The organism is Georgenia sp. 311, from assembly GCF_006151955.1.
Taxonomy (GTDB): Bacteria; Actinomycetota; Actinomycetes; order Actinomycetales; family Actinomycetaceae; genus Oceanitalea; species Oceanitalea wutianyii.
Map to the genome: position 1 here is coordinate 57,567 of NZ_VDFS01000045.1, position 22,948 is coordinate 80,514.

At 72.7% G+C, this 22,948-nt stretch carries 23 protein-coding genes and 1 tRNA gene; 16 read left to right on the forward strand and 8 right to left on the reverse strand.

Going from position 1 to position 22,948, the window contains the following annotated elements:
- Positions 1 to 261: 261 nt before the first annotated feature.
- From FHE66_RS09755 to FHE66_RS09785, 8 genes are all read left to right on the forward strand, one after another.
- Positions 262 to 1,284, forward strand: coding sequence for a Gfo/Idh/MocA family protein (locus tag FHE66_RS09755; RefSeq protein ID WP_139072767.1), 1,023 nt, complete (start codon positions 262 to 264; stop codon positions 1,282 to 1,284).
- A 201-nt stretch (positions 1,285 to 1,485) separates the two neighbouring features.
- On the forward strand, positions 1,486 to 2,109 hold the full coding sequence (tmk, locus tag FHE66_RS09760) for a dTMP kinase (RefSeq protein WP_139072768.1): 624 nt from the start codon (positions 1,486 to 1,488) through the stop codon (positions 2,107 to 2,109).
- On the forward strand, positions 2,106 to 3,299 hold the full coding sequence (locus FHE66_RS09765; protein ID WP_139072769.1) for a DNA polymerase III subunit delta': 1,194 nt from the start codon (positions 2,106 to 2,108) through the stop codon (positions 3,297 to 3,299). Before tmk ends, FHE66_RS09765 begins: the two co-directional genes overlap by 4 nt.
- 10 nt (positions 3,300 to 3,309) lie before the next feature.
- Positions 3,310 to 4,851, forward strand: coding sequence for an alpha/beta hydrolase (locus tag FHE66_RS09770; RefSeq protein ID WP_230976492.1), 1,542 nt, complete (start codon positions 3,310 to 3,312; stop codon positions 4,849 to 4,851).
- Between the two features lie 57 nt (positions 4,852 to 4,908).
- Positions 4,909 to 4,981 (forward strand) — tRNA-Thr (locus FHE66_RS09775).
- Between the two features lie 84 nt (positions 4,982 to 5,065).
- Positions 5,066 to 5,239: a hypothetical protein gene (locus tag FHE66_RS15565; protein WP_176554731.1), complete on the forward strand. Its 174-nt coding sequence runs from the start codon at positions 5,066 to 5,068 to the stop codon at positions 5,237 to 5,239.
- 83 nt (positions 5,240 to 5,322) lie between these two features.
- Positions 5,323 to 5,667: an Lsr2 family protein gene (locus tag FHE66_RS09780; protein WP_139072771.1), complete on the forward strand. Its 345-nt coding sequence runs from the start codon at positions 5,323 to 5,325 to the stop codon at positions 5,665 to 5,667.
- A 78-nt stretch (positions 5,668 to 5,745) separates the two neighbouring features.
- On the forward strand, positions 5,746 to 6,483 hold the full coding sequence (locus tag FHE66_RS09785; RefSeq protein ID WP_139072772.1) for a phosphoglyceromutase: 738 nt from the start codon (positions 5,746 to 5,748) through the stop codon (positions 6,481 to 6,483).
- Positions 6,484 to 6,555: 72 nt separating this feature from the next.
- On the opposite strand, the gene phoU is transcribed toward FHE66_RS09785, so the two are convergent.
- Positions 6,556 to 7,227 (reverse strand): phosphate signaling complex protein PhoU, encoded by a 672-nt coding sequence (gene phoU, locus FHE66_RS09790; RefSeq protein WP_139072773.1) that lies wholly within the window; start codon positions 7,225 to 7,227, stop codon positions 6,556 to 6,558.
- A 140-nt stretch (positions 7,228 to 7,367) separates the two neighbouring features.
- Here phoU and FHE66_RS09795 point away from each other — a divergent pair, with 140 nt between their 5' ends.
- From FHE66_RS09795 to pstS, 3 genes are read left to right on the forward strand one after another with little or no spacing between them, the layout of a single operon-like run.
- Positions 7,368 to 8,528 (forward strand): cell wall metabolism sensor histidine kinase WalK, encoded by a 1,161-nt coding sequence (locus FHE66_RS09795; RefSeq protein WP_255303680.1) that lies wholly within the window; start codon positions 7,368 to 7,370, stop codon positions 8,526 to 8,528.
- Entirely contained in the window at positions 8,525 to 9,223 is a 699-nt protein-coding gene (locus FHE66_RS09800) for a response regulator transcription factor (protein ID WP_139072774.1), read from the forward strand. Before FHE66_RS09795 ends, FHE66_RS09800 begins: the two co-directional genes overlap by 4 nt.
- A gap of 52 nt (positions 9,224 to 9,275) precedes the next feature.
- A complete protein-coding gene (pstS, locus tag FHE66_RS09805; RefSeq protein WP_139072775.1) occupies positions 9,276 to 10,346 on the forward strand; it encodes a phosphate ABC transporter substrate-binding protein PstS in 1,071 nt (356 codons plus the stop codon).
- Positions 10,347 to 10,355: 9 nt separating this feature from the next.
- Here the strand turns inward: pstS and FHE66_RS09810 are convergent, their stop codons facing one another.
- Entirely contained in the window at positions 10,356 to 10,739 is a 384-nt protein-coding gene (locus FHE66_RS09810) for a hypothetical protein (protein WP_139072776.1), read from the reverse strand.
- Positions 10,740 to 10,992: 253 nt separating this feature from the next.
- On the opposite strand from FHE66_RS09810, the gene FHE66_RS09815 reads away from it, so the two are divergent.
- A complete protein-coding gene (locus tag FHE66_RS09815) occupies positions 10,993 to 11,475 on the forward strand; it encodes a CarD family transcriptional regulator (protein WP_139072777.1) in 483 nt (160 codons plus the stop codon).
- 5 nt (positions 11,476 to 11,480) lie between these two features.
- Positions 11,481 to 12,209: a 2-C-methyl-D-erythritol 4-phosphate cytidylyltransferase gene (gene ispD / locus FHE66_RS09820; protein WP_139072778.1), complete on the forward strand. Its 729-nt coding sequence runs from the start codon at positions 11,481 to 11,483 to the stop codon at positions 12,207 to 12,209.
- 8 nt (positions 12,210 to 12,217) lie between these two features.
- On the opposite strand, the gene ispF is transcribed toward ispD, so the two are convergent.
- Both ispF and FHE66_RS09830 read right to left on the reverse strand, forming a co-directional pair.
- Positions 12,218 to 12,694 (reverse strand): 2-C-methyl-D-erythritol 2,4-cyclodiphosphate synthase, encoded by a 477-nt coding sequence (gene ispF, locus FHE66_RS09825; RefSeq protein WP_139072779.1) that lies wholly within the window; start codon positions 12,692 to 12,694, stop codon positions 12,218 to 12,220.
- Positions 12,695 to 12,714: 20 nt separating this feature from the next.
- Positions 12,715 to 14,079, reverse strand: a complete 1,365-nt coding sequence (locus FHE66_RS09830; RefSeq protein ID WP_139072780.1) for an MFS transporter — start codon at positions 14,077 to 14,079, stop codon at positions 12,715 to 12,717.
- A gap of 77 nt (positions 14,080 to 14,156) precedes the next feature.
- Here FHE66_RS09830 and cysS point away from each other — a divergent pair, with 77 nt between their 5' ends.
- From cysS to FHE66_RS09845, 3 genes are all read left to right on the forward strand, one after another.
- Positions 14,157 to 15,590: a cysteine--tRNA ligase gene (gene cysS / locus FHE66_RS09835; RefSeq protein ID WP_139072781.1), complete on the forward strand. Its 1,434-nt coding sequence runs from the start codon at positions 14,157 to 14,159 to the stop codon at positions 15,588 to 15,590.
- Positions 15,590 to 16,552 (forward strand): 23S rRNA (guanosine(2251)-2'-O)-methyltransferase RlmB, encoded by a 963-nt coding sequence (gene rlmB / locus FHE66_RS09840; protein WP_139072782.1) that lies wholly within the window; start codon positions 15,590 to 15,592, stop codon positions 16,550 to 16,552. Before cysS ends, rlmB begins: the two co-directional genes overlap by 1 nt.
- 485 nt (positions 16,553 to 17,037) lie before the next feature.
- On the forward strand, positions 17,038 to 17,874 hold the full coding sequence (locus FHE66_RS09845) for a DUF559 domain-containing protein (RefSeq protein ID WP_139072783.1): 837 nt from the start codon (positions 17,038 to 17,040) through the stop codon (positions 17,872 to 17,874).
- 132 nt (positions 17,875 to 18,006) lie between these two features.
- On the opposite strand, the gene FHE66_RS09850 is transcribed toward FHE66_RS09845, so the two are convergent.
- From FHE66_RS09850 to FHE66_RS09865, 4 genes are all read right to left on the reverse strand, one after another.
- Complete coding sequence (locus FHE66_RS09850; RefSeq protein WP_139072784.1) at positions 18,007 to 19,257, reverse strand: DUF4032 domain-containing protein; 1,251 nt, start codon at positions 19,255 to 19,257, stop codon at positions 18,007 to 18,009.
- Positions 19,258 to 19,324: 67 nt separating this feature from the next.
- The gene (locus FHE66_RS09855) at positions 19,325 to 20,452 is read right to left on the reverse strand and encodes an ABC transporter ATP-binding protein (protein ID WP_139072785.1); all 1,128 of its coding nucleotides are present in this window, start codon (positions 20,450 to 20,452) and stop codon (positions 19,325 to 19,327) included.
- Between the two features lie 179 nt (positions 20,453 to 20,631).
- The gene (otsB, locus tag FHE66_RS09860; RefSeq protein ID WP_139072786.1) at positions 20,632 to 21,489 is read right to left on the reverse strand and encodes a trehalose-phosphatase; all 858 of its coding nucleotides are present in this window, start codon (positions 21,487 to 21,489) and stop codon (positions 20,632 to 20,634) included.
- Positions 21,486 to 22,907, reverse strand: coding sequence for a trehalose-6-phosphate synthase (locus FHE66_RS09865; RefSeq protein ID WP_139072787.1), 1,422 nt, complete (start codon positions 22,905 to 22,907; stop codon positions 21,486 to 21,488). The genes otsB and FHE66_RS09865 overlap by 4 nt, the downstream gene beginning before the upstream one ends.
- Positions 22,908 to 22,948 lie beyond the last annotated feature (41 nt).

The window sequence follows — 22,948 nt, forward strand, 5'->3', positions numbered from 1 at the left end:
AGCCGACTTTCTCGCGACAGCGGACTTGTGCACGACAGCCGACTTGTGTGCGAGGGAAGGTTGACGGGAGAGATGGCCGGTCTGTTCGACACGGGTCGATCGTCGTCGGGAGTTGACGATCGCTCCCCTTTTCGGACGCAAGTGGATGATTCGGATGTCGCGAATTCGGGGCAGGTCATCCGTCACGGGTGAATAGGTGGCGCCGACCACGGTGTGACATTTCTCCGCCGGCCGCGGTGGGGCTGGTTAGGCTGCACACCCATGACCTCACCTGTCCTCGACCTGCCCGCCGCGCCCGACCCGCTGGACGCGCCGCCACTGAGGTGGGGAATCCTCGGGGCCGGTGGGATCGCCCGGTCCTTCGCTCACCAGGTGCCGACCTTCAGCAGCGGCGAGGTCGTCGCCGTCGGGTCCCGGGACGGCGCCCGCGCCGCGGCCTTCGCCGCTGAGTTCGGGATCCGGCGCTCCCACGCCGGCTACGACGACCTCGTCGCCGACGACGACGTCGACGCCGTGTACGTCGCCACGCCCCACAGCGAGCACCGCGCCCAGGCGCTCCTGGCGATCGAGGCCGGCAAGCACGTGCTCGTCGAGAAGGCGTTCACCCGCAGTGCCGCCGAGGCGCGAGAGGTCTTCCACGCCGCCCGCGACCGCGGGGTGTTCGTCATGGAGGCCATGTGGACGCGCTTCCTCCCGCACATGATCGCCATCCGCCACCTCGTGCGCAGCGGTGCGCTCGGTGAGGTCGTGAGCCTGTACGCCGACCACGGCCAGCGCCTCGACCGCGACCCGGGCGGCCGGCTGCTCAACCGCGACCTCGCCGGTGGCGCCCTCCTCGACCTCGGGGTCTACACGGTGTCCCTCGCGCACGACCTCCTCGGCACTCCCGACGCCGTCCTCGCCAGCGGCGCCCTCACCGAGACCGACGTCGACGGGCAGGAAACCGTGCTGCTGCGCTTCGGCGGGCGCGCGCTCGCCACATGCTCCTCGACACTCTGGACGCGCACCCCGTGCCGGGCGGCGATCTGCGGCACGCAGGGCATGGTCGAGATCGATGGGCCGTTCTACGCGGGATCCTCCTTCACCGTCACCATCGGCGACGACCGGCGGACGATCGACCCCGGGCACGAGGGCGGGTTCCAGTACGAGGCCGCCGAGGTCGCCAGGTGCGTGGCGGCCGGGCGGACGGAGTCCGAGACGATGAGCTGGGCGGACACGCTCGCGGTCCTCGAGACGATGGACGAGGTCCGTCGTCAGCTCGGTGTCGTCTACCCCGGCGAGTAGCGGGGCCTGCGGAAGTCGGCTGTCGGGCGGAAGTCGGCTGTCGGGCGGAAGTCGGCTGTCGCGCGGAACTCGGCTGTCGCGCGGAACTCGGCTGTCGGGCGGAAGTCGGCTGTCGCGGGGGTGGGGGCGGGGGCGCGGGGCAGGCGGGGGCGGGTGGGGACAGGGGGCGGGGGAGGGGGCTCGGCTCGTTAGGCTGGGGTGGTGACGACAGCGCCTCTGTTCATCGCCCTCGAGGGCGGGGACGGCTCCGGCAAGAGCACCCAGTCCCACCTCCTGCGCGACTGGCTCACCGCCCGCGGCCGTGAGGTCGTGCTCACCCGCGAGCCGGGTGGCACCGACCTCGGACGCACGCTGCGCCGCGAGGTCCTCCACGGTGAGGACCTCGACCCGCGCACCGAGGCGCTCCTGTACGCCGCGGACCGCGCCCACCACGTCAACACCCTCGTGCGCCCCGCCCTCGCGCGCGGCGCCGTCGTCCTCACCGACCGCTACATCGACTCCTCGGTCGCCTACCAGGGCGCGGGACGGGGTCTGGGACGCGACGAGATCCGCGAGCTGTCCCTGTGGGCCACCGACGGCCTGCTGCCCGCCCTCACCATCGTGCTCGACCTCGACGCCGCCACCGCGGCGGCCCGGCGCGGCGGGGAGCCGGACCGGCTCGAGCGCGAGCCGAGCGCCTTCCACGAGGAGGTCCGCGCGACCTTCCTCAGCCTCGCCGCCGCCGACCCGGTGCGCTACGCCGTCCTCGACGCGAGCCTGCCTGCCGACGAGGTCCACCGCGCCGTCGTCGAGCGCGTCGAGCCGCTGCTGGGGGCCGCCCGGTGAGTGTGTGGGACGACGTCGTCGGACAGCCGGAGGCGGTCGCCGTGCTCCGGTCGGCGGCCGAGGCGGCGCGGGACATCGCGACCGGCGGTGACGCCCGCGGCACCGGCATGACGCACGCCTGGCTCATCACCGGCCCGCCCGGCTCGGGTCGGTCGGTCGCCGCCCGCGCCTTCGCCGCCGCTCTCGCCTGCACGTCGCCGGACGAGGTGGGCTGTGGCAGGTGCCACGGCTGCACGACGACGCTGCTCGGCACCCACGCCGACGTCCAGCTCATCGCCACCGAGCGGGTGAGCTTCCGCATCGAGGACATGCGCCCGATCGTCTCCGACGCCCAGCAGGCGCCCTCCCAGGGCCGCTGGCGGGTCATGCTCATGGAGGACGCCGACCGGATGGTCGACCGCACCTCCAACGTCCTGCTCAAGGCGATCGAGGAGCCGCCGCCGCGCACCGTGTGGCTGCTGTGCGCCCCGAGCCCGCGGGACCTCATCGCCACGATCCGCTCCCGCTGCCGTGTCGTGTCCCTGCGGGTGCCGGCCGCGGAGGACGTCGCCGCGCTGCTCGTGCGCCGCGACGGCATCGACCCCGCGGTGGCGATCACCGCGGCGCGCGCGGCCCAGAGCCACGTCGGCGTCGCGCGCAGGCTCGCGACCGACCCCGACGCGCGCGCCCGGCGCCGCTCGATCCTCACCGTGCCCAGCCGCATCCGCGGGGTGGGCGACGCCGTCCTCGCGGCCGCCGACCTCGTCGAGCTGGCCCAGGCCGAGGGCAAGGCCGCCACCGAGGAGCGCGACGCCGCCGAGCGCGCCGAGCTGCTGCGCACGCTCGGGGCAGAGGGGGAGACCCGCCTGCCCCCCGCGGTCCGCTCGCAGGTCAAGCGGCTGGAGGACAACCAGAAGAGCCGCGCGACCCGGGCGCAGCGCGACGTCCTGGACCGGGCGATGGTCGACATCCTGTCCCTCTACCGCGACGTCGTCGTCGTCCAGCTCGGCGCCGACGTGCCGCTCGTCAACGTCGACCTCGAGAACGAGGTGCGAGCGCTGGCCGCCGACTCCACCCCGGAGCAGACGCTGCGACGGATGGACGCCGTCGCCACGGCGCGCACCCGGCTCGCGGCGAACGTCGCGCCGCTGCTCGCCGTGGAGGCCATGATGGTCGGCCTGCGCCCGCAGGCCGGGGGAGCCCGCTTGTAGAGTGGTCCCGGTGAGCCGGACCCTGCGCGCAAGCCTCGCCCTCGCGACCGTCGCGGCCCTCGTCGCCTGCACCGCGGCCGAGGAGCCCGACGACGACGCCACCACGACGGCGGGGGAGACGCGGAGCCCCCGGCCCGAGGAGACGATGCCGGCGGTCCCCGACGGCCTGGCCGCCTTCTACGACCAGGACGTCACCTGGGAGGAGTGCGGCAACGGCTACGACTGCACCGACGTCACGGTGCCGCTCGACTACGCCGAGCCCGACGGCGAGACGATCACCCTCGCGCTCAAGCGGCGCGCGGCCGGCTCGGCCGACCCCGTCGGCTCCCTGCTCGTCAACCCTGGCGGCCCGGGCGGCTCGGGCATCCAGCTCGTCGAGGCGGCCGACCTCCTGTTCTCCTCCGAGCTGCTCGACGGCTTCGACATCGTCGGCTTCGACCCGCGCGGGGTCAACGAGTCCACCCCCGTGGACTGCGTGGACGACGCCGAGCTCGACGAGATCCGCTCGGCGGACTACGACTCCACCGAGGAGGGCCTGACCGGGCTCGCGAGCGCGGCCGAGGAGCTCGCCGCCGCGTGCGCACAGAACTCCGGCGAGCTGCTCGGGCACGTCGACACCGAGAGCGCGGCGCGTGACCTCGACGTCCTGCGGGCCGTCCTCGACGAGCCGCGCCTGGACTACCTCGGCTACTCCTACGGCACCTACCTCGGCGCGATCTACGCCGACCTCTTCCCCGAGCACGTCGGGCGCATGGTGCTCGACGGCGCGCTGGACCCCTCGCTGAGCAGCGCCGACATCGTGCGCGGTCAGGCTGCCGGGTTCGAGCAGGCGCTGCGGGCGTACGCCGAGGACTGCCTCGCGAGCTCGGGCTGCCCGCTCAGCGGGGACGTCGACTCCGCGGTCGGCCAGGTCCAGGACCTGCTCGAGCTCACCAGCCGCACCCCGCTGCCCACCGGCACCGACCGCGAGCTCACCGCGCCGCTCGCGTTCTCCGGCATCATCATGCCGCTGTACGACGACGCCTACTGGATGCTCCTCACCTCCGCGCTCGACGCCGCGATGCACCAGAACGACGGCTCGCAGCTGCTCCTCCTGGCCGACCTGTCCGCCGAGCGTGAGCCGGACGGCACCTACGCGACGAACTCCACCGAGGCGAACATCGCCATCAACTGCCTCGACTACCCGGTCGAGGGCGACCTCGCCGACTGGCGGCAGCAGGCCAAGGAGCTGGAGGAGATCTCCCCCACGTTCGGCTCGGCGCTCGCCTTCGGGGACGTCACGTGCGCGGCGTGGCCCGTGCAGTCCACGGTCGAGCGCGGCCCGGTGAGCGCCGACGGCGCGCCCCCGATCGTCGTCATCGGCACGACCGGTGACCCCGCCACGCCCTACGAGTGGTCGGTGCAGCTCGCCGACCAGCTGAGCTCGGCCGTCCTCGTCACCTACGAGGGCGAGGGGCACACCGCCTACGGCCGCGCGGGGGAGTGCGTCACCACCGCGGTGGACGACTACCTGCTCGACGGCGTGGTGCCGGAGGACGGCCTCGTCTGCTGACTTTGGTCCACGGGCCCTGCCCCGGTACAGTTGTCCGCGCTGCCCCGCGTGGGCCGCGCCGCCTTAGCTCAGTCGGCAGAGCGTCTCACTCGTAATGAGAAGGTCGTGGGTTCGATTCCCACAGGCGGCTCAGACAGCCCGGACCCACGGCGTGGGCCCGGGCTGTGGCACGTCAGGGCATTGGCGCCCCCGTGGGCGGCCGTACGATGGGCGCATGGACTTCGTCGTGGCGTTCGTTCCCTCGATCGGCCTGGGAATCATATTCGTGGTAATCATGCGGGCCATTCTGCTCGCGGACCGGCGGGAGCGCGCCGCATTCCGGAAGTTCGAGATGCAGGAGAACGCCGGGCAGGCTGACGGGCGTGACAATACGGAATCAATTAATTAGTCTGTGCGCATCGCTATTCCTCGTGAACGGCGATATGGAGGTCCGCTGAACGGGTGGGCCGGAAGCCACAGGAAGAGAAGCACATGGCGCAGAAGGTTCAGGTCACGCTCATCGACGATGTCGACGGGGCACCCGCGGACGAGACAGTTCTTTTCAGCCTGGACGGCGTGAGCTACGAGATCGACCTGACGACCGAGAACGCCGCCAAGCTGCGCGACGCCCTCGCCCCCTGGGTCGGCCACGCGCGTCGCGCCGGCGGACGCCGCACCCCCGCCCCCCGCCGCTCCGGCCGCAGCTCCGGCGCCTCCCGCTCGGGTTCCGGCGACGCCGCCAAGATCCGCGAGTGGGCCCGCGGGAACGGCTACACGGTCTCCGACCGCGGCCGCATCCCCGCCGAGGTCACCGAGGCCTACGCCAAGGCCAACTGACGCGCGCGCGGGACCTGGGGCGTCTCAGGGTGCCCCAGGTCCCGCGACGTCACCCCGGCCATGGGAGACAATGGCCTCATGACCTACACCCTTGTCCTGCTCCGCCACGGCGAGAGCGACTGGAACGCGAAGAACCTGTTCACCGGCTGGGTCGACGTCCCGCTGTCCGAGAAGGGCACCGAGGAGGCGCTGCGCGGCGGAGACCTGCTCCGTGAGGCCGGCGTCGCCCCCGACGTCGTCCACACCTCGCTCCTGCGGCGCGCGATCTCGACGGCGAACCTCGCTCTCGACCGCGCGGACCGTCACTGGATCCCGGTGAAGCGCCACTGGCGCCTCAACGAGCGCCACTACGGTGCGCTCCAGGGGAAGAACAAGAAGGAGATCCGCGAGGAGTACGGCGACGAGCAGTTCATGCTCTGGCGCCGCTCCTACGACGTCCCGCCGCCGCCGATCGAGGCCGGCTCGGAGTTCTCCCAGGACGCCGACCCGCGCTACGCCGGTGAGCCGATCCCGTCGAGCGAGTGCCTCAAGGACGTCCTCGAGCGCGCCCTGCCGTACTGGGAGTCCGACGTCGTGCCGGACCTCAAGGCCGGCAAGGTCGTCCTCGTGGCCGCGCACGGCAACTCGCTGCGCGCGATCATCAAGCACCTCGACGGCATCGACGACGAGAGCATCTCCGGGCTCAACGTGCCGACCGGCATCCCGCTGCTCTACGAGCTCGACGAGGACCTCAAGCCCATCACCCCCGGCGGTCGCTACCTCGACCCCGCCGCCGCGGAGGCTGCCATCGCCGCCGTGGCCAACCAGGGCAAGTAGCCCCTGACGCACGAAGAACCCCGCCCGTCGAACGACGGGCGGGGTTCTTTCTGTGCCGGGGCCGGCGCCGGGTCAGGAGCGCTCGGGCAGCGGGGCCACGGAGTTGCTGAGGTCGCCGGTGACGAGGTAGCTCGTGCGGCGCGCGACCGAGACGCCGTGGTCGCCGAAGCGCTCGAAGTACCGGCCGAGGAGGACGCCGTCGACCATCTGCTGACGGGTCATCTCCACCGCCGGGTCCAGGAGGATGGTGAAGGTGTGCTTGTGGAGTGCGTCGAGGGTGTCGTCGTCCCGCTCGACGCCGGCGGCGAGCTCGAGGTCACGGGTCTCGAGCAGGCGGCTCACCTGGTGGGCGACCTTCGTGGCCGCGGCGCCCATCTCGGTGAAGACCTCGCGCATCGAGGGGGCAGGGGCGACCTCGGGGTAGCGGCCGCGCGCGACCAGGGCGATGTGCCGGGCGAGGTCACCCATCCGCTCGATGGTCGCCGACATCCGCAGCGCGGCGATGACGACGCGCAGGTCGGTGGCGACCGGTGCCTGGCGGGCGAGCAGCGAGATGCACTGCTCGTCGAGGCTGCGCTCGATCTCGTCGATCTGCTCGTCGGCCCGGATGACGTTCTCGGCCAGCTGGAGGTCGGCGGTCTGCAGGGCGGTGGAGGCGTTCTCGATCGCGTCGATGACGAGCAGGCTCATCCGGTGGAGGTCGGTGCCGACCTGCTCCAGCTCCTGGTTGAAGATCTCTCGCACTCGTTCCTCCAAAGCTCGACGGTGACACCAACGGTATCGTTCCAGCCCCTGGTGAACGACTGATGACTCACCGGTGAACACTCGGCGGCCGGGCAGAACGGGCGGCGTGCCGAGTCCCGCGTGGGCATACGCTCGGGTTCGTGGAAGGCATCTGGGCGTTCGTCGTCGTCGCTGCGCTCGCGCTCGCCGCCGGCTTCCTCCTGCGGGGCTTCCTCCCCCGGCGGGCGGGCGAGCCGGCCGTCGAGGAGGCCGGCGTCGGGGTCAGCAAGGACACCCGCCAGCTCCTGCGCGCGCTGCGCTCCACCGCCCTCGTCCTCGACCCGAGCGGCGAGGTGCTCATGGCCAGCCCGTCGGCCTACAGCTACGGGTTCGTGCGCTCGGGCGCGGTCGTCTCGGGGCCCGTCAAGGACCTCGTCGCGGAGGCGCGCGCCGCAGGGCGCCCCCGGGAGCGCGAGCTCACCGTGCCGCGCGGCCCGCTCGCCGGCGCCGGGCAGATGATCTTCGAGATGAGGGTCGTGCCGCTGAGCGACGGCCGCGTGCTCGTCGTCGCCGACGACCGGACCGCGGCGCGGCGCCTGGACCAGGTCCGCCGTGACTTCGTCGCCAACGTCTCCCACGAGCTCAAGACCCCGGTGGGTGCGCTCGCGCTGCTCAGCGAGACCCTCGCCGACGCCGCGGACGACCCGGAGGCGGTGCGTCGTTTCACCGGCCAGATGAAGCGCGAGTCCCGCCGACTCACCGCCCTCGTCCAGGAGATCATCGACCTGTCCCGCCTGCAGGAGCCCGACGCGCTCGTCGACTCCGAGCTCGTCGCCCTCGACGACGTCGCCGCGGAGGCCGCCGACCGCGTGCGGGTGGAGGCCGAGGCGCGCCGCATCACGGTCGCCGTCGGCGGGGAGAGGGGCCTGTACGTCCACGGCGACGCGGACCTCCTCACCACCGCCGTGCGCAACCTCCTGGACAACGCGCTGCGCCACTCCGACACCCTGGGCCGGGTCTCGGTCGGCATCGCCCGGGACGGCGACAAGGTGCGCCTGGCCGTCGTCGACCAGGGTGAGGGGATCAGCCCCGAGCAGCAGGAGCGCATCTTCGAGCGCTTCTACCGCGGCGACCCCGCGCGCGCCCGGCGCACCGGCGGCACCGGCCTGGGGCTGAGCATCGTCAAGCACGTCGCCGCCGACCACGGCGGGGAGGTCGAGGTGTGGTCCAAGCCGGGCGCCGGCTCCACCTTCACCCTCGTCCTTCCGCTCGCCGACCCGCCCACCCCGCCCGACACGACAGGAGCCACGACGGAGCCATGACGACGATCCTGCTGGTCGAGGACGAGGAGTCCTACCGGGAGCCGCTCACCTACCAGCTCGAGCGGGACGGGTTCGACGTCGTCGCCGTCGACACCGGGTCCGGTGCGCTCGCGGCCTACGAGCGGACCCACCCGGACCTCGTCCTCCTCGACCTCATGCTCCCCGGCATGTCCGGGACCGAGGTGTGCCGCGAGCTGCGCCGCCACGGCAACACCCCCGTCATCATGCTCACCGCGAAGGACGAGGAGTTCGACAAGGTGCTGGGCCTGGAGCTCGGCGCGGACGACTACGTGACCAAGCCCTACTCCTACCGCGAGCTCCTCGCGCGCATCCGGGCCGTCCTGCGCCGCGGTGGGGAGCCGGCGGAGGGGGAGCCCACCGGCGTCCTGGAGGTCGGGCACGTGCGGATGGACCTCGGGCGCCACGAGCTGTTCGTCCGCGGCGAGCCCACCCGCATCCCGCTGCGGGAGTTCGAGCTCCTCGAGGTGCTCATGCGCAACGTCGACCACGTCCTCACCCGCGGCCAGCTCATCGACCGGGTGTGGGGGGCGGACTACGTCGGGGACACCAAGACCCTCGACGTCCACGTCAAGCGCCTCCGCGCGAAGATCGAGGCCGAGCCCTCGCGCCCCGAGATGCTCCTCACCGTCCGGGGGTTGGGGTACAAGCTCGTGACTCCCGGCAACACCCCGTAACCTGGATCTGCCCGTCGACCCGCGCGGGCGGATCTGACTGAGGAGTTACGGGATGTCGAAGGTCGGGCGGCGACACCGCGTCGCAGCCGGGGTGGCCCTCCTTGCGCTCGCGGCCGCGGGCTGCGGCACGCACACCGCGACGGTGGCCGGAGCGGGCGCGTCCTCCCAGGAGATCGCCATGCAGGCCTGGCTCGCCGGGCTGTACGACGAGTACCCCGACATCCTCGCCTCCTACGACCCGGCGGGCTCCGGGGCCGGCCGGGAGATGTTCATCACCGGGGCCGTCGACTTCGCGGGCTCGGACGCCGAGCTCGACGACGAGGAGCTGGAGCAGGCCGCCGGCCGCTGCGGCGACGGCGAGGTCATGGAGCTCCCGCTCTACATCTCCCCGATCGCCGTGGCCTACAACCTGCCCGGGCTCGACGTCGAGCACCTCAACCTCGAGCCGGAGACCATCGCAGGGATGTTCGACGGCCAGATCACGCGGTGGGACGACCCGGAGATCGCCGCGAGCAACCCCGGCGTCGACCTGCCCGACCTCCCGGTCATCCCGGTCAACCGCTCCGACGACTCGGGCACCACGGAGAACTTCACCGAGTACCTGGCCGAGGCCGGCGGGGACGCCTGGCCCCACGAGCCGAGCGGCACGTGGCCGCGCAGCGGCACGCAGTCGGGCCAGCAGAACGCCGGCGTCGTCTCCACCATGGAGGCCGCCGAGGGCACGCTGGGCTACCTCGACGCCTCCCAGGTGACCGACGAGCTCAGCACCGCCGCCATCGGGGTGGGCGACGGGTTCGTCCCCTTCTCCCCGGAGGCGGCCGCCGCCGTCGTCGACGCCTCGCCCCCCGCGGAGAGCGCGAGCGACACGCGCCTGACGATCCACCTCGACCGGGACACCGACGCCGACGGCGCCTACCCGCTCGTCCTCATCTCCTACACGATCGCGTGCACGAAGTACGACACCGCCGAGAAGGCCGACGCCGTCCGGGCGCTGCTCACCTACATGGCGAGCGAGGCCGGCCAGGAGCGGGTGGCGGCCCCCGACGTCGCCGGGGCCGCGCCGATCTCACCCGAGCTGCGCGCGCGGGTGATGGAGGTCGTCGACCAGATCAGCGGGCCGTAGCCCGGCCCGTCAGCCGGCGTACTCCTCGTACTGCGGCAGGGTGCCGTCGAGCACCGGGACGAGCACCTCGAAGACGCCGTAGCCGGAGACCTCGACGACGGCCTCGACCATGCCACCGGGGGCCGCGGGGGTCTGCGGGATGACGACGAGCTCCTCGCTGCCGAGGAGCACCGAGCCGTCGGGCAGGACCGGCAGCTGGATGCCACCGTCACCGATGGCCACGGACATGAGGACCTCCTCGGCGGAGTCGTTGACGAGCGCCCCGAACACCAGGCCCTCGCCACCCTCCCCGTCGGTGAGGACCATGAGGTTCTCCACCCGGACGTCGTCGGACACCTCGACCCGCACGCCGTCGCCGGCGTTGTAGAGCTCGGCGGTCTGGATCGGGGTCATCGCGCTGCAGCTTGCGACCAGCAGCGAGGCGCCGATCACAGCGGCCCCCCGGAGCAGGCGGTGGGAGCGGGCCAAAACGATCTCCTTCGTCAGTTGTCCTGGTCCCAGGCTACCGGCCCGCGGGCGTGGTATGCGCCGTCACGGGGCTCCGAAGGGGCCCGTCGGGGAGGTCCCACGACCGTGCCACATCTCCGGAATGGCGGCATTTCACCGTGCTAAAATCGGAACCTCGCGACCAAGGAGCCTTGCCACCATGACCTTCACCGTCGGTGAGACCGTTGTTTACCCCCACCACGGAGCAGCCCTGATCGAGGCAATCTCGAAGAAGGTCATCAGAGGCGAGGAGAAGCTCTACCTCAAGCTTCGCGTCGCCCAGGGAGACCTCACCATCGAGGTCCCGGCCGACAATGTCGACCTCGTGGGCGTGCGTGACGTCGTGGGCAAGGAAGGCCTGGAGCGGGTGTTCGAGGTGCTGCGCGCGCCGTACACCGAGGAGCCGACCAACTGGTCGCGCCGCTACAAGGCGAACGTCGAGAAGATCGCCTCCGGTGACGTCATCAAGGTCGCCGAGGTCGTCCGGGACCTGTCCCGTCGCGACCAGGACCGCGGCCTGTCCGCCGGTGAGAAGCGCATGCTTGCCAAGGCCCGCCAGATCCTCGTCTCCGAGCTCGCACTTGCCGAGCGCACGGAGGAGGAGAAGGCCGAGGCCATGCTCGACGACGTCCTGGCCTCCTGACCCAGGTGCGCTGCGCCGCGGTCCTCACGGCTGCCGGCTCCGGCACCCGCCTCGGGCACGCGCTGCCCAAGGCCCTCGTCCCGCTCGCGGGGACCCCGCTCGTCGTCCGCGCCGCGCACGGGCTCGCGGCCTCCGGCGTCGTCGACGGCGTCGTCGTCACCTGCCCGGGTGACCACCTCGACCAGGTGCGCGGACTCTTCCCCGGTGGACGCGTCCCCGGCACCGAGGTGCCCGTCGAGGTCGTCACCGGCGGCCCCACCCGGCAGGCCTCCGTCGCCGCCGGCCTGGCCGCGCTCGACGACGTCGCGCCGGGCGCCGGGCTCGTCCTCGTCCACGACGCCGCCCGCTGCCTCGCCGGGCCCGGGCTCGTGCGCCGCGTCGTCGCCGCCCTCGAGGACGGCAGCCGGGCCGTCGTGCCGGGCGTGCCCGTCGCCGACACGGTCAAGCGCGTCCTCGCGCTGCCGGACGGCGGGGAGGTCGTCGTCGAGACGCCGGACCGCGCCGCGCTTCGGGCGGTCCAGACGCCGCAGGGCTTCACCCGCGACCTGCTCGAGCGGGCGCACCGCGCCGCCGCCGACCGGGCCGGCGACGAGCGCACCGCCGTCTCCGACGACGCCGGCCTCGTCGAGCTGCTCGGCGAGCAGGTGCACGTCGTCCCGGGCGAGGACGCGGCGCTGAAGATCACCACCCCAGCCGACCTCGACCGCGCAGAACGGCTGCTCGACCGCTCCTGAGGTACGGCTCAGCGCGCGACGAGCGCGGTGGCGATCGCGAGCAGACCCTCGCCGCGGCCGGTGAAGCCGAGGCCGTCCGTCGTCGTCGCCGAGAGGCTGACCGGGGCACCGAGGGCCGCCGTCATCGCCGCGGCCGCCTCCTCGCGCCGCGGCCCGATGCGCGGCCGGTTGCCGACGACCTGAACGGCGACGTTCCCGATGGTGAACCCGGCCTCGCGCACGAGCCGGGCCGTCTCGGTGAGGAGCTGCGCGCCCGACGCCCCCGCCCAGCGCGGCTCGGCGGTGCCGAAGTGCGACCCGAGGTCCCCCAGGCCGGCGGCCGAGAGCAGCGCGTCGCACGCCGCGTGGGCCGCGACGTCGCCGTCGGAGTGGCCCTCGAGGCCCACCTCGCCCGGCCACTCGAGGCACGCGACGAACAGCGGGCGCCCGCTGCCGGCGGCGGCGAAGGCGTGGACGTCGGTCCCGATCCCGGTGCGTGGCAGCATGCCCGTCAGCGTAGTGCGGCTCAGGTGAGCGGCGGCTCGCGCAGAGCGCTCTCGCTACGCAGCGTGACCTTCACGGGCAGGAGGAGCGCGAGGCCGACGGCGAGGACGAGGCAGATCCCGAGGATGCCCCAGTGGTCCGCGTCCCCGACGGGCACGCCCGAGACCGCCGCGCCCAGCGTGATCGCGAGGGAGAACATCGCCGGCGCCAGGAAGCTCACCGCCCGCCCCGTCGTGGCGTAGAGGCCGAAGAGCTCGCCCTCCTTGCCCTTGGGGATGAGGCGGGCGAGGAAGGTCCGCGAGGCCGACTGCGCGGGGCCGACGAACACGCACAGCACCAGGCCGAGGCTCCAGAAGACGACGGCGCCGCGGTCGTGGAGGAGGAAGACGCCGAGCCCGGCGACGATCATCGCGACCAGCGCGCCGATGATCACCCGCTTGGGGCCCAGGAGGTCGTCGAGCGCACCGAACGCGATCGTCGCCACCCCGGCGACGAGGTTCGCGGCGACGCCGAAGATGATGATCTCCCCGGCGGCGAAGCCGAAGACGGTCCCGGCGATGACGCCGCCGAAGGTGAACACCCCGGCCAGGCCGTCGCGGAAGACCGCGCTGGCGAGCAGGAAGTAGACCGTGTGGTGGTCCTCGCGCCACACCCGACGCACCGAGGTGACGAGCAGCTTGTAGGAGCCGGTGACACCGAGGCGGGGAAGCGTGCCGCGGGCGGACTTGTCGTCGCGCACGGTGAGCAGCACGGGGACGGAGAACACGAGCGTCCACACCGCGCAGACGAGCGTCGTCACCCGCACGTCCATGCCGTTCTCCGACGTGATCCCGAAGACGCCGACGTCGGGCTCGATGAGACCGAAGTAGACGATGAGGAGCAGGACGATGCCCCCGATGTACCCCAGGCCCCAGCCGAGCCCCGACACCCGGCCCACGGTCGACGGCGTCGACAGGTCGCCGAGCATCGCGTAGTAGTTCACCGACGCGAGCTCGAAGAAGATGTTGCCCGCGCCGAGGAGGATGAGACCGAGCCACAGGTAGCCCGGGTCGGGCTGGACGAGGAACATCGCCGCGGAGATGACGACGACCGCCATCGTGTTGAACCCCAGCCAGAACGTCCGTCGTCCGGAGCGGTCCGAGCGCAGGCCGGCGACCGGGGCGCAGATCGCCACCAGCGCGCCCGCCCCGGCGAGCACCCAGCCCAGCTTCTGCGCGGCGCCCGCACCGAAGAGGTCCTTGTTCGTGAGGTAGACGGTGAACACGAACGTCGTGATGACGGCGTTGAACGCCGCCGAGCCCCAGTCCCACAGGCTCCAGGCGTAGACCGGCCAGCCGAAGCGACGGCGCGCGGGGCGCGGGGTCGAGGTCACCGACGATGTGCTCACCCGCGAACGGTAGCGCCCCGTGGCCCCCGGAACTCGGTCCTTCCGGCCCTGGGGCGCCGCGCCGGTAGCCTGGGGGCGTGAGCCTGCGACTTCATGACTCCGCCACCCGGTCGGACCGCGAGCTGGTGCCCCTCGTCCCCGGACGGGTGAGCATCTACCTGTGCGGTGCCACCGTCCAGGGCGCGCCGCACGTGGGCCACCTGCGCTCCGCCATCGCCTTCGACGTCCTCGTCCGCTGGCTGCGTCGTCGGGGGATGGAGGTGACGCTCGTGCGCAACGTCACCGACATCGACGACAAGATCCTCGCCAAGTCCGCCGAGGCCGGCGTGCCGTGGTGGGCGTGGGCCTACCGCTTCGAGCAGGAGTTCACCGCCGCCTACGACGCCGTCGGCGTCCTGCGTCCGACCTACGAGCCGCGCGCCACCGGCCACGTGACCGAGATGGTCTCCCTCGTCGAGCGCCTGGTCGAGCGCGGGCACGCCTACCGGGGCGAGGGCGCGAACGTCTACTTCGACGTCCGCTCCTTCCCCGAGTACGGCGCCCTCACCCGCCAGCGCATCGAGAACATGTCGACCGTCGAGGAGGAGGAGGCCACCGACAAGCGCGACCCGCGCGACTTCGCGCTGTGGAAGTCCTCCAAGCCCGGTGAGCCCGAGTCTGCCGCGTGGGACACCCCCTTCGGGCGCGGGCGGCCCGGCTGGCACCTCGAGTGCTCCGCGATGGCCCACCGCTACCTCGGGGAGTCCTTCGACATCCACGGCGGCGGCATCGACCTGCGCTTCCCCCACCACGAGAACGAGCTCGCCCAGTCGCGGGCCGCCGGTGACGCCTTCGCCCAGCACTGGATGCACAACGCGTGGGTCACCGTCGGCGGGGAGAAGATGAGCAAGTCCCTGGGGAACTCGCTCGTCGTGGCCAACGTGCTCCGCCAGGTCCCCGCCGTCGTGCTCCGCTTCGCCCTCGGCACCGTCCACTACCGCTCCACCGTGGAGTTCTCCCAGGCCTCCCTCGCCGAGGCGAGGAGCACCTGGGAGCGCATCTCCGGGTTCGTCGCCCGCGCCGTCGAGCGGGTCGGGGCGGTGGGCGCCGAGGAGGTCACGAGCCGTCCGCTCTCCGCCCTCCCCGAGGCCTTCGTCGCCGCGATGGACGACGACCTCAACGTCTCCGCGGCCCTCGCCGTCGTCCACGAGCAGGTGAAGGTGGGCAACAACGCACTCGTCGCGGGGGAGGACGGCGTCGTGCGGGAGGCCCTGCTCCAGGTACGCTCGATGCTCGACGTCCTGGGCCTTGATCCGCTGGCGGCCCCCTGGGCCACCTCGAGCGGGCCCGACGACACGGCGCGAGCAGCCCTCGAGGCGCTCGTGCCGGCCGTGCTCGCCGAGCGCGCCGAGGCGCGCCGCACCAAGGACTGGGCACGGGCCGACGCCCTTCGCGACCAGCTCCAGGACGCAGGGATCATCATCGAGGACTCGCCGGACGGTGCCCGGTGGCAACTAGGAGGGACGCGCTGATGGCAGGCAACTCCAAGCGTCGTGGCGCGGTGCGCAAGGCAGGGTCGAAGAAGGGCCCCCAGGTCGGCAGCGGCGGGCAGCGGCGACGCGGCCTCAAGGGCCGCGGACCCACGCCCAAGGCGACCGAGCGCGAGTACCACCCGGCGGCCAAGCGGGCCGCAGCGGCGGCCAAGCGTGACGAGCGTCAGCCCAGGCGCGCCCAGCCGCAGCGGCAGACGACGCCCGACCTCGAGCTCGTCACCGGGCGCAACGCCGTCCTCGAGGTCGTGCGCGCCGGGACGCCGGTCGAGCGGGTCTACCTCGCCGCCCGCGCCGAGTCCGACGACCGGCTCAGCGAGGTACTGCGCACCGTCACCGCGCGCCACCTGCCGCTCGTCGAGGCGACCAAGGGCGAGCTCGACAAGCTCACCGACGGCGCCAACCACCAGGGCATCGCCATCCAGGTGCCGCCCTACGAGTACACCGACCCGGCCGCGCTGCTCGACCGCGTCGCGGGCGGCCCGCCGCTCATCGTCGCGCTCGACGGCGTCACCGACCCGCACAACCTCGGCGCCGTCCTGCGGTCCGCCGGGGCGTTCGGGGTGCACGGCGTCGTCGTGCCCGAGCGCCGCGCGGCCGGCGTCACCGCCACCGTGTGGAAGGTGTCCGCCGGAGCCGCGGCCCGCGTGCCCGTCGCCCGGGCGACGAACCTCGTGCGGGCGCTGCAGGACTACAAGAAGGCCGGCTGCTTCGTCGTCGGCCTCGACGGGCAGGCGTCCACCTCGGTGAGCGACCTCGAGCTCGCCACCGAGCCGCTCGTCGTCGTCGTCGGCTCCGAGGGCAAGGGGCTGTCCCGGCTCGTGCGCGAGACCTGCGACGCGATCGCCGGCATCGAGATCTCCTCGCGCGTGGAGTCCCTCAACGCCGCCGTCGCCACCGGCATCAGCCTCTACGAGATCGCCCGCATCCGCGCCACCCGCTGACGCGGCCCGTGCCGCGTGCCGGCGGCCTCCGGCTGTCACGGCCCGTGCCGCGTGCCGGCGGCGTCCGGCTGTCGCGGCCCGGCGGCGTCCGGCGCGCGTTTTCCTGCCACAAAGTCGGCGACGCGCCAGCGACACACCGCCGAGGGAGCGCTTCCCCGGCCTGGTGAGACGACTTCGTGGCAGGTTCTGCCGCCGGTCAGGCGGACTCGCCCCTCCACGTGCGGGCGGAGCGCGCCGGACGCCCCGTGCCGCGTGTTCTGCCACAAAGTCGGGGACACGCGCGCGACACGCCGCCGGGGGAGCGCTTCCACGGCCTCCGAGGGTGACTTGGTGGCAGGTTTGGGGCGGTCGGACGGCGCCGCGGTGTCGTAACTGCGGCGCCCCGGGGTGCCGGGGTGCTGCACCGGGGCCCGTTCGCGGCGAGGGGCACACAGGGAGGGGCGCGCGCGACCCGGCTCCGGGCGCGCCGGTCGCACCATCGGGTGATGGACGTGACGGACCGGATCTGGCACTTCGGGGGCGCGGCCAAGCGGTCCCAGCTCGTGCGCACCGCGGCCGACCGCCGTGCCCTGGCCGACGGGCTTGCCACCGGCGTCCTGCGTGAGCTCGGCGCAGGCTGGCTCGCGACGGCCGGCGCGGACCCGGCCGTGGTGGCCGCCCGCCGCCTCGGCGGCACGGTCACCTGCGTGAGCGCCGCCGCGTTCTACGGCCTGCGGGTCATGCACCCGCCCGAGCGCCGCCACGTCGCCCTGCCCAGGGCGCGCGGCGTACGGCAGGTCGCCCTTCCCGCTCGTGTCCACCGCGAGCGCTGGTGGTCGGCGCCGCCAGACCTCGGACTGCCCCTCGCCCCGCTCGACGTCGTCCTCGCCCGCGTGCTGCGCTGCCTGCCGGCGGACCTGGCGGCCGTCACCGTCGACTCCGCCCTCACCAAGCGGCTCGTCACCACGGACGAGGTCGCCCGTGCGGTCACCGGGCCCGGGAGTCCGGCGGCGCTCGCGGCGCTGGCGCGGTGTCGTCCGGGCAGCCGGTCGGGCATCGAGACACTCGCCCGGCTGGCGCTGGAGGAGGCCGGTCTGCGGGTCGACCCGGCGGTCACCATCGCCGGGGTGGGGGAGGTCGACCTCGTCGTCGAGGGGCACGTCGTCGTCGAGTGCGACGGCTTCGCCTACCACTCCGGGCGGGTGGAGTACCGGGAGGACCGGCGCCGCGACCGGGTGCTCATCGCGAAGGGGTACCTCCCCCTGCGGTTCACCTACGAGGACGTCATGACCGACAGTGCGACGGTCGTCCGCGCCGTCCTCGAGGTGCTCGGCCGGGCGTGACGGCGACCGGAACCTGCCACCAAGTCCGCCGCCGGAGCGCGGGAAGCGCTGCCCCAACGGTGTGGCGGCGGCGTGTCGGTGACTTGGTGGCAGGATCGGCGCGGGCAGGCGCCCGGGACGCGCTACGGAGGGCTAGAACTCGATCCGGGGGATCGTCTCCGTGTCGGCGCCGGGGTCGAGGACGGCGCGCTCGTCTGGCCGGTGGCGCAGGACGTTGTCGATGTAGGAGGCGACGGCGTCGGGCAGCGGGACGTCGCGCTGCTGCTGCTGGGAGATGAACCAGCGGTGCTCGAGCACCTCGTGGAACACCTCGGCCGGCTCGAGCTTCCCGCGCAGCTCGCGCGGGATGGCCCGGACGGTGGGCTCGAAGACACGGGCGAGCCAGTCGTGGGCGACGAACTCCTCTTCCTCCCCCTGCCGGTCGGTCGCGGCGCGGAAGGCGTCGAGGTCGTTGAGCATGCGGCGCGCCTGGTTCTCCTGGACGTCCAGGCCGGTGAGTCGCATGAGGCGGCGGTGGTGGTGGCCGGCGTCGACGACCTTGGGCTGGATCTGGATGCGGGTGCCGTCGACGTCCGTGGTCATCGACAGCTCCCCGACGTCGTACCCGAGCTCGTTGAGCCGGTGGATCCGGGCGGACACACGCCAGCGCTCGCCGTTCTCGAAGGACTCCGAGGAGGTGAGCTCCTGCCACAGGGCGGTGTACCGCTCGACGATCCGGTTGCCGACCTCGATGGTGTCGACCTCCTCGGAGACGAATCCGCCGGCCTGGAGGTCCATCAGCTCGCCGATGATGTTCGTGCGTGCGAGGTCGAGGTCGTACTCGCGCTGGCCGACGGTGAGCGTGGGCTGGAACTCGCCCGTCTCGGCGTCGACGAGGTAGGCGGCGAAGGCGCCGGCGTCGCGGCGGAAGAGCGTGTTCGACAGCGAGACGTCGCCCCAGTAGAAGCCGAGCAGGTGCAGCCGCACGAGGAGGACGGCGAGCGCGTCGATGAGCCGGGTCGCGGTGTCGCGCCGCAGGTACTGGGAGAACAGCGCGCGGTAGGGCAGGGAGAACTGGAGGTGCTCGGTGACGAGCACGGAGTCCAGCGGCTCGCCGAGCGGCGTGGACCGGCCGGTGATGACGGCGAGCGGCTGCACCGAGGGAGCCTGCAGCCGGTTGAGGTTGCGGAGCATCTCGTACTCGTGGAACGCGACGGTCTCCCCGATCTCCTTGATCGCGATGACCCGGCCGGACAGCCGCACGAAGCGCACGACGTGACGGGAGATGCCGCGCGGCAGCGCCGCGAGGACCGACTCGGGCCACTCCTCCAGCGGGATCTCCCACGGGAGGTCGAGGAGGGCGGGATCGAGCCGCGCCGCGGTGATCTCAAGGGAGGTAGGCATCGTGCTCCTCATGATGCAGGGGCGGACCCGACGCTACGGGCCCGCCCCTGCATGTGCGACTTTCGGGTCAGTCGGGAAGACGCTCACCCGTGGTGACGGCGAAGTTGTGCTGCTCGCCGGGACGGATGCGGGCGTAGACGGTCTCGCCCTTCATCGGCACCTCGCGCGGGTCGATGCGGACGATGATCTGCGCGTCGCCGGCGCCCGAGGAGATGTGCTCGGCCAGCTCCTTGGAGCCCGCGAGGCGGCCGTAGACGAACGCGTCGGAGCCGAGCTCCTCGACGAGGTCGACGGTCACCGGGATCGCGCCCTCGGTGCCCGCGGACACGCGGTCGAGGGACTCGGGACGGAAGCCGACGATGACCTCGCCCTTGCTGTCGGCGCCCATCGCGTCGATGGTCGCGCGGCTCAGCGGGACGCGGGCCTCACCGAGCACGGCGGCGCCGTCCTGGATGTGGAAGGTGCCGAGGTTCATCGCGGGGGAGCCGATGAAGCCGGCGACGAACACGTTGGCCGGGCGGTCGTACATGTCGCGCGGGGTGCCGACCTGCTGGAGGACGCCGTCCTTGAGGACCGCGATGCGGTCGCCCATGGTGAGGGCCTCGGTCTGGTCGTGCGTGACGTAGACGGTCGTGACGCCGAGGCGGCGCTGGAGCGAGGCGATCTGGGTGCGGGTCTGGACGCGGAGCTTGGCGTCGAGGTTCGACAGCGGCTCGTCCATGAGGAACACCTGCGGCTGGCGGACGATCGCGCGGCCCATGGCGACGCGCTGACGCTGACCACCGGAGAGCGCCTTCGGCTTGCGGTCGAGGTACTCGGAGAGGTCGAGGATCTTGGCAGCCTCCTCGACCCGCTGGCGGATCTCGGCCTTCGGCTTGCCGGCGATCTTGAGCGCGAAGCCCATGTTGTCCGCGACGGACATGTGCGGGTACAGCGCGTAGTTCTGGAACACCATCGCGATGTCGCGGTCCTTGGGCTGGATGTCGGTGACGTCGCGGTCACCGATGAGGATGCGCCCGGAGTTCACGTCCTCGAGCCCGGCGAGCATGCGCAGGGAGGTGGACTTGCCGCAGCCGGAGGGGCCCACGAGGACGAGGAACTCGCCGTCGGCGATCTCCAGGTCGAGAGCGTCCACCGCCGGGCGCTCGGTGCCCGGGTAGGTGCGCGTGGCCTTGTCGAACGTCACTGATGCCATCGTTGGTCGTTTCCCTTCACCGGCAGGTACGTGCCGGACGATCCGTTGTGAAGAGTGTCAGGTGTCTGCCTTGACACTGGTCCGGCCCCGCCGACCGGTGGTCGCCGGGTCCGAGCCGTCATCAGTGTCGCACAGGCGGGAAAGTGGCGACGTGGCCTAGGTCCCGCCTGTGCGGTGGGTCACACCGACTCGCGCAGCTCCAGGAGGCGCAGGAGGACGGCGGCGAGCTCGTCCGGGTCGGCCACCCGGTACTGCGCCGCGGTCGGCCCGTCGCCCACCTTGATGCCGACGTCGTCGGGGCCCAGGACGGCGAAGGCGTCCTCGTCGGTGACGTCGTCGCCCGCGAAGAGGACCGCGGACGGGGCGACGTCGGCGCGCAGCTCGGCGATCGCGTCGCCCTTGGTCGTGTGGAGCACGGCCATCTCGACGACGTCCTTGCCGTGCTGGACGCGCAGGCCCGGCCGGGTGGCCGGCCCGGCGAGCACCTCCTCGGTGAGGGCGGCGGCGTCCTGCGCGCCGGCGAGCCGCGAGTGCACGACGACGGAGACCGGCTTGACCTCCACCCAGGCACCCTCGTAGCGCTCGGCGAGGGTGCGCGCCTCGCGCAGCACGGCGGCGTGCAGGGCCTCCTGCTCGGCGGTGAGCACGAGCGGCTCGGCGACGAGCTCGCGGGTCTGCTCGGCCGTCATCCCGACGTGTCCGCGCTGGGCGCCGTGGCTGCCGACGACGCGCGTCCCGGCGGGCACCTCGGCGATCGCGACGAGCCCGGTCGCCTCGCGCCCGGAGACGAGCGCGAGGTGGATGCCGGGCAGCGCGTCGAGGCGGGCGAGCGCCTCGGCGGCGGCGGGCACCACCTGGGACCGGGAGGGGTCGTCGACGAGCGGGGCGAGCGCGCCGTCGAAGTCGAGGGCGACGAGGACCGAGGGGTGCGCGGCGAGTCGGCGCAGCGCCTGGTCGAGCTCCTCGGCGAGGTGCTGGACGAACAGGGGGGCGTCGACGCCGGGGCCGGGGACCCCGGGGTCTTCGGTCGGGCTCATGACTCGCTCCTTCGGGCAGACAGTGCGTCGAGGAAGTCCCCCGCCCAGCGCTGGACGTCGTGCTCCAGCACCCGGCGGCGCAGCGCGCGCATCCGACGGCGACGCTCCCGCGGCTCCATGCCGATGGCCCGCATGATCGCGGTCTTCGTGCCGTCGATGTCGTGGGGGTTGATGAGCAGCGCCTGGCCGAGCTCGTCGGCGGCGCCGGTGAACTCGCTGAGGACGAGGACGCCGCCGAGGTCGCCGCGGGCGGCGATGTACTCCTTGGCGACGAGGTTCATCCCGTCGCGCAGCGAGGTGACGAGCATGACGTCGGCCGCGAGGTAGAGGGCCGCCATCTCCTCGGCGGGGTAGGAGTGGTGCATGTAGTGGATCGCCGGCTTGCCGAGGACGCCGTAGTCACCGTTGATCCGCCCGACGGTCACCTCGATCTCGTCGCGCAGCTGGCGGTACTGGTCGACGCGCTCGCGCGAAGGGCTGGCGATCTGGACGAGGGTCGTCTCCGGCGGCGTCACCCGGCCGTCGGAGAGCAGCTCCCCGAACGCCTTGAGCCGGTGCCGGATGCCCTTGGTGTAGTCGAGGCGGTCGACGCCGAGGAGCAGGACGTCGGGGCTGCCGAGCTCGTTGCGGATCTCGACGGCGCGGCGCTGCACCGGCTCGCTGGCGGCCAGCGCGTCGAAGGACTTGGTGTCGATGGAGATGGGGAAGACCCCGGCGCGCACCTGGCGCTCGGGACGCGACCAGCGGGCACCGACCGTCACCGTGTTGCCCTTGGTGGTGAGGGGCGTGAGGCGGCGCACGGCGCGCATGAAGTTCGCGGCGTCACCGGCGCGCTGGAAGCCGATGAGGTCGGCACCGAGCAGACCCTCGACGACCTGCCGACGCCACGGCAGCTGGGTGAAGATCTCCACCGGCGGGAAGGGGATGTGGTTGAAGAACCCGATGCGCACGTCGGGGCGGAGCATGCGCAGCACCGACGGGACGAGCTGGAGCTGGTAGTCGTGCACCCACACGGTGCCGCCCTCGGCGACGGCCTCGGCGGCGGCGGCCGCGAAGCGCCGGTTGACCGCGACGTAGGCGTTCCACCACTGCCGGTGGTACTCCGGCGGGACGATGACGTCGTGGTACAGCGGCCACAGGGTCCCGTTGGAGAAGCCCTCGTAGTACTGGTTGACCTCCTGCTCCGTCAGCGTCACCGGCCACACCCGGATCCCGTCGGAGTCGAACGGGTCCAGCGAGAGGTCGGGGCTGCCCGCCCAGCCGACCCAGGCGCCCTCGTGCTCGCGCATGACCGGCGCCAGTGCGGTGACGAGCCCGCCGGGTGAGCGGGTCGCCTCGACGGAACCGTCGGGGGCGAGGGAGATGTCGACCGGGAGGCGGTTGGCGACGACGACGATCTGGTGCTCACCTGCTGGCATGTGAAGTTTCATCCTCCTGTGGGGGTCGTTCCCGAGGCTAC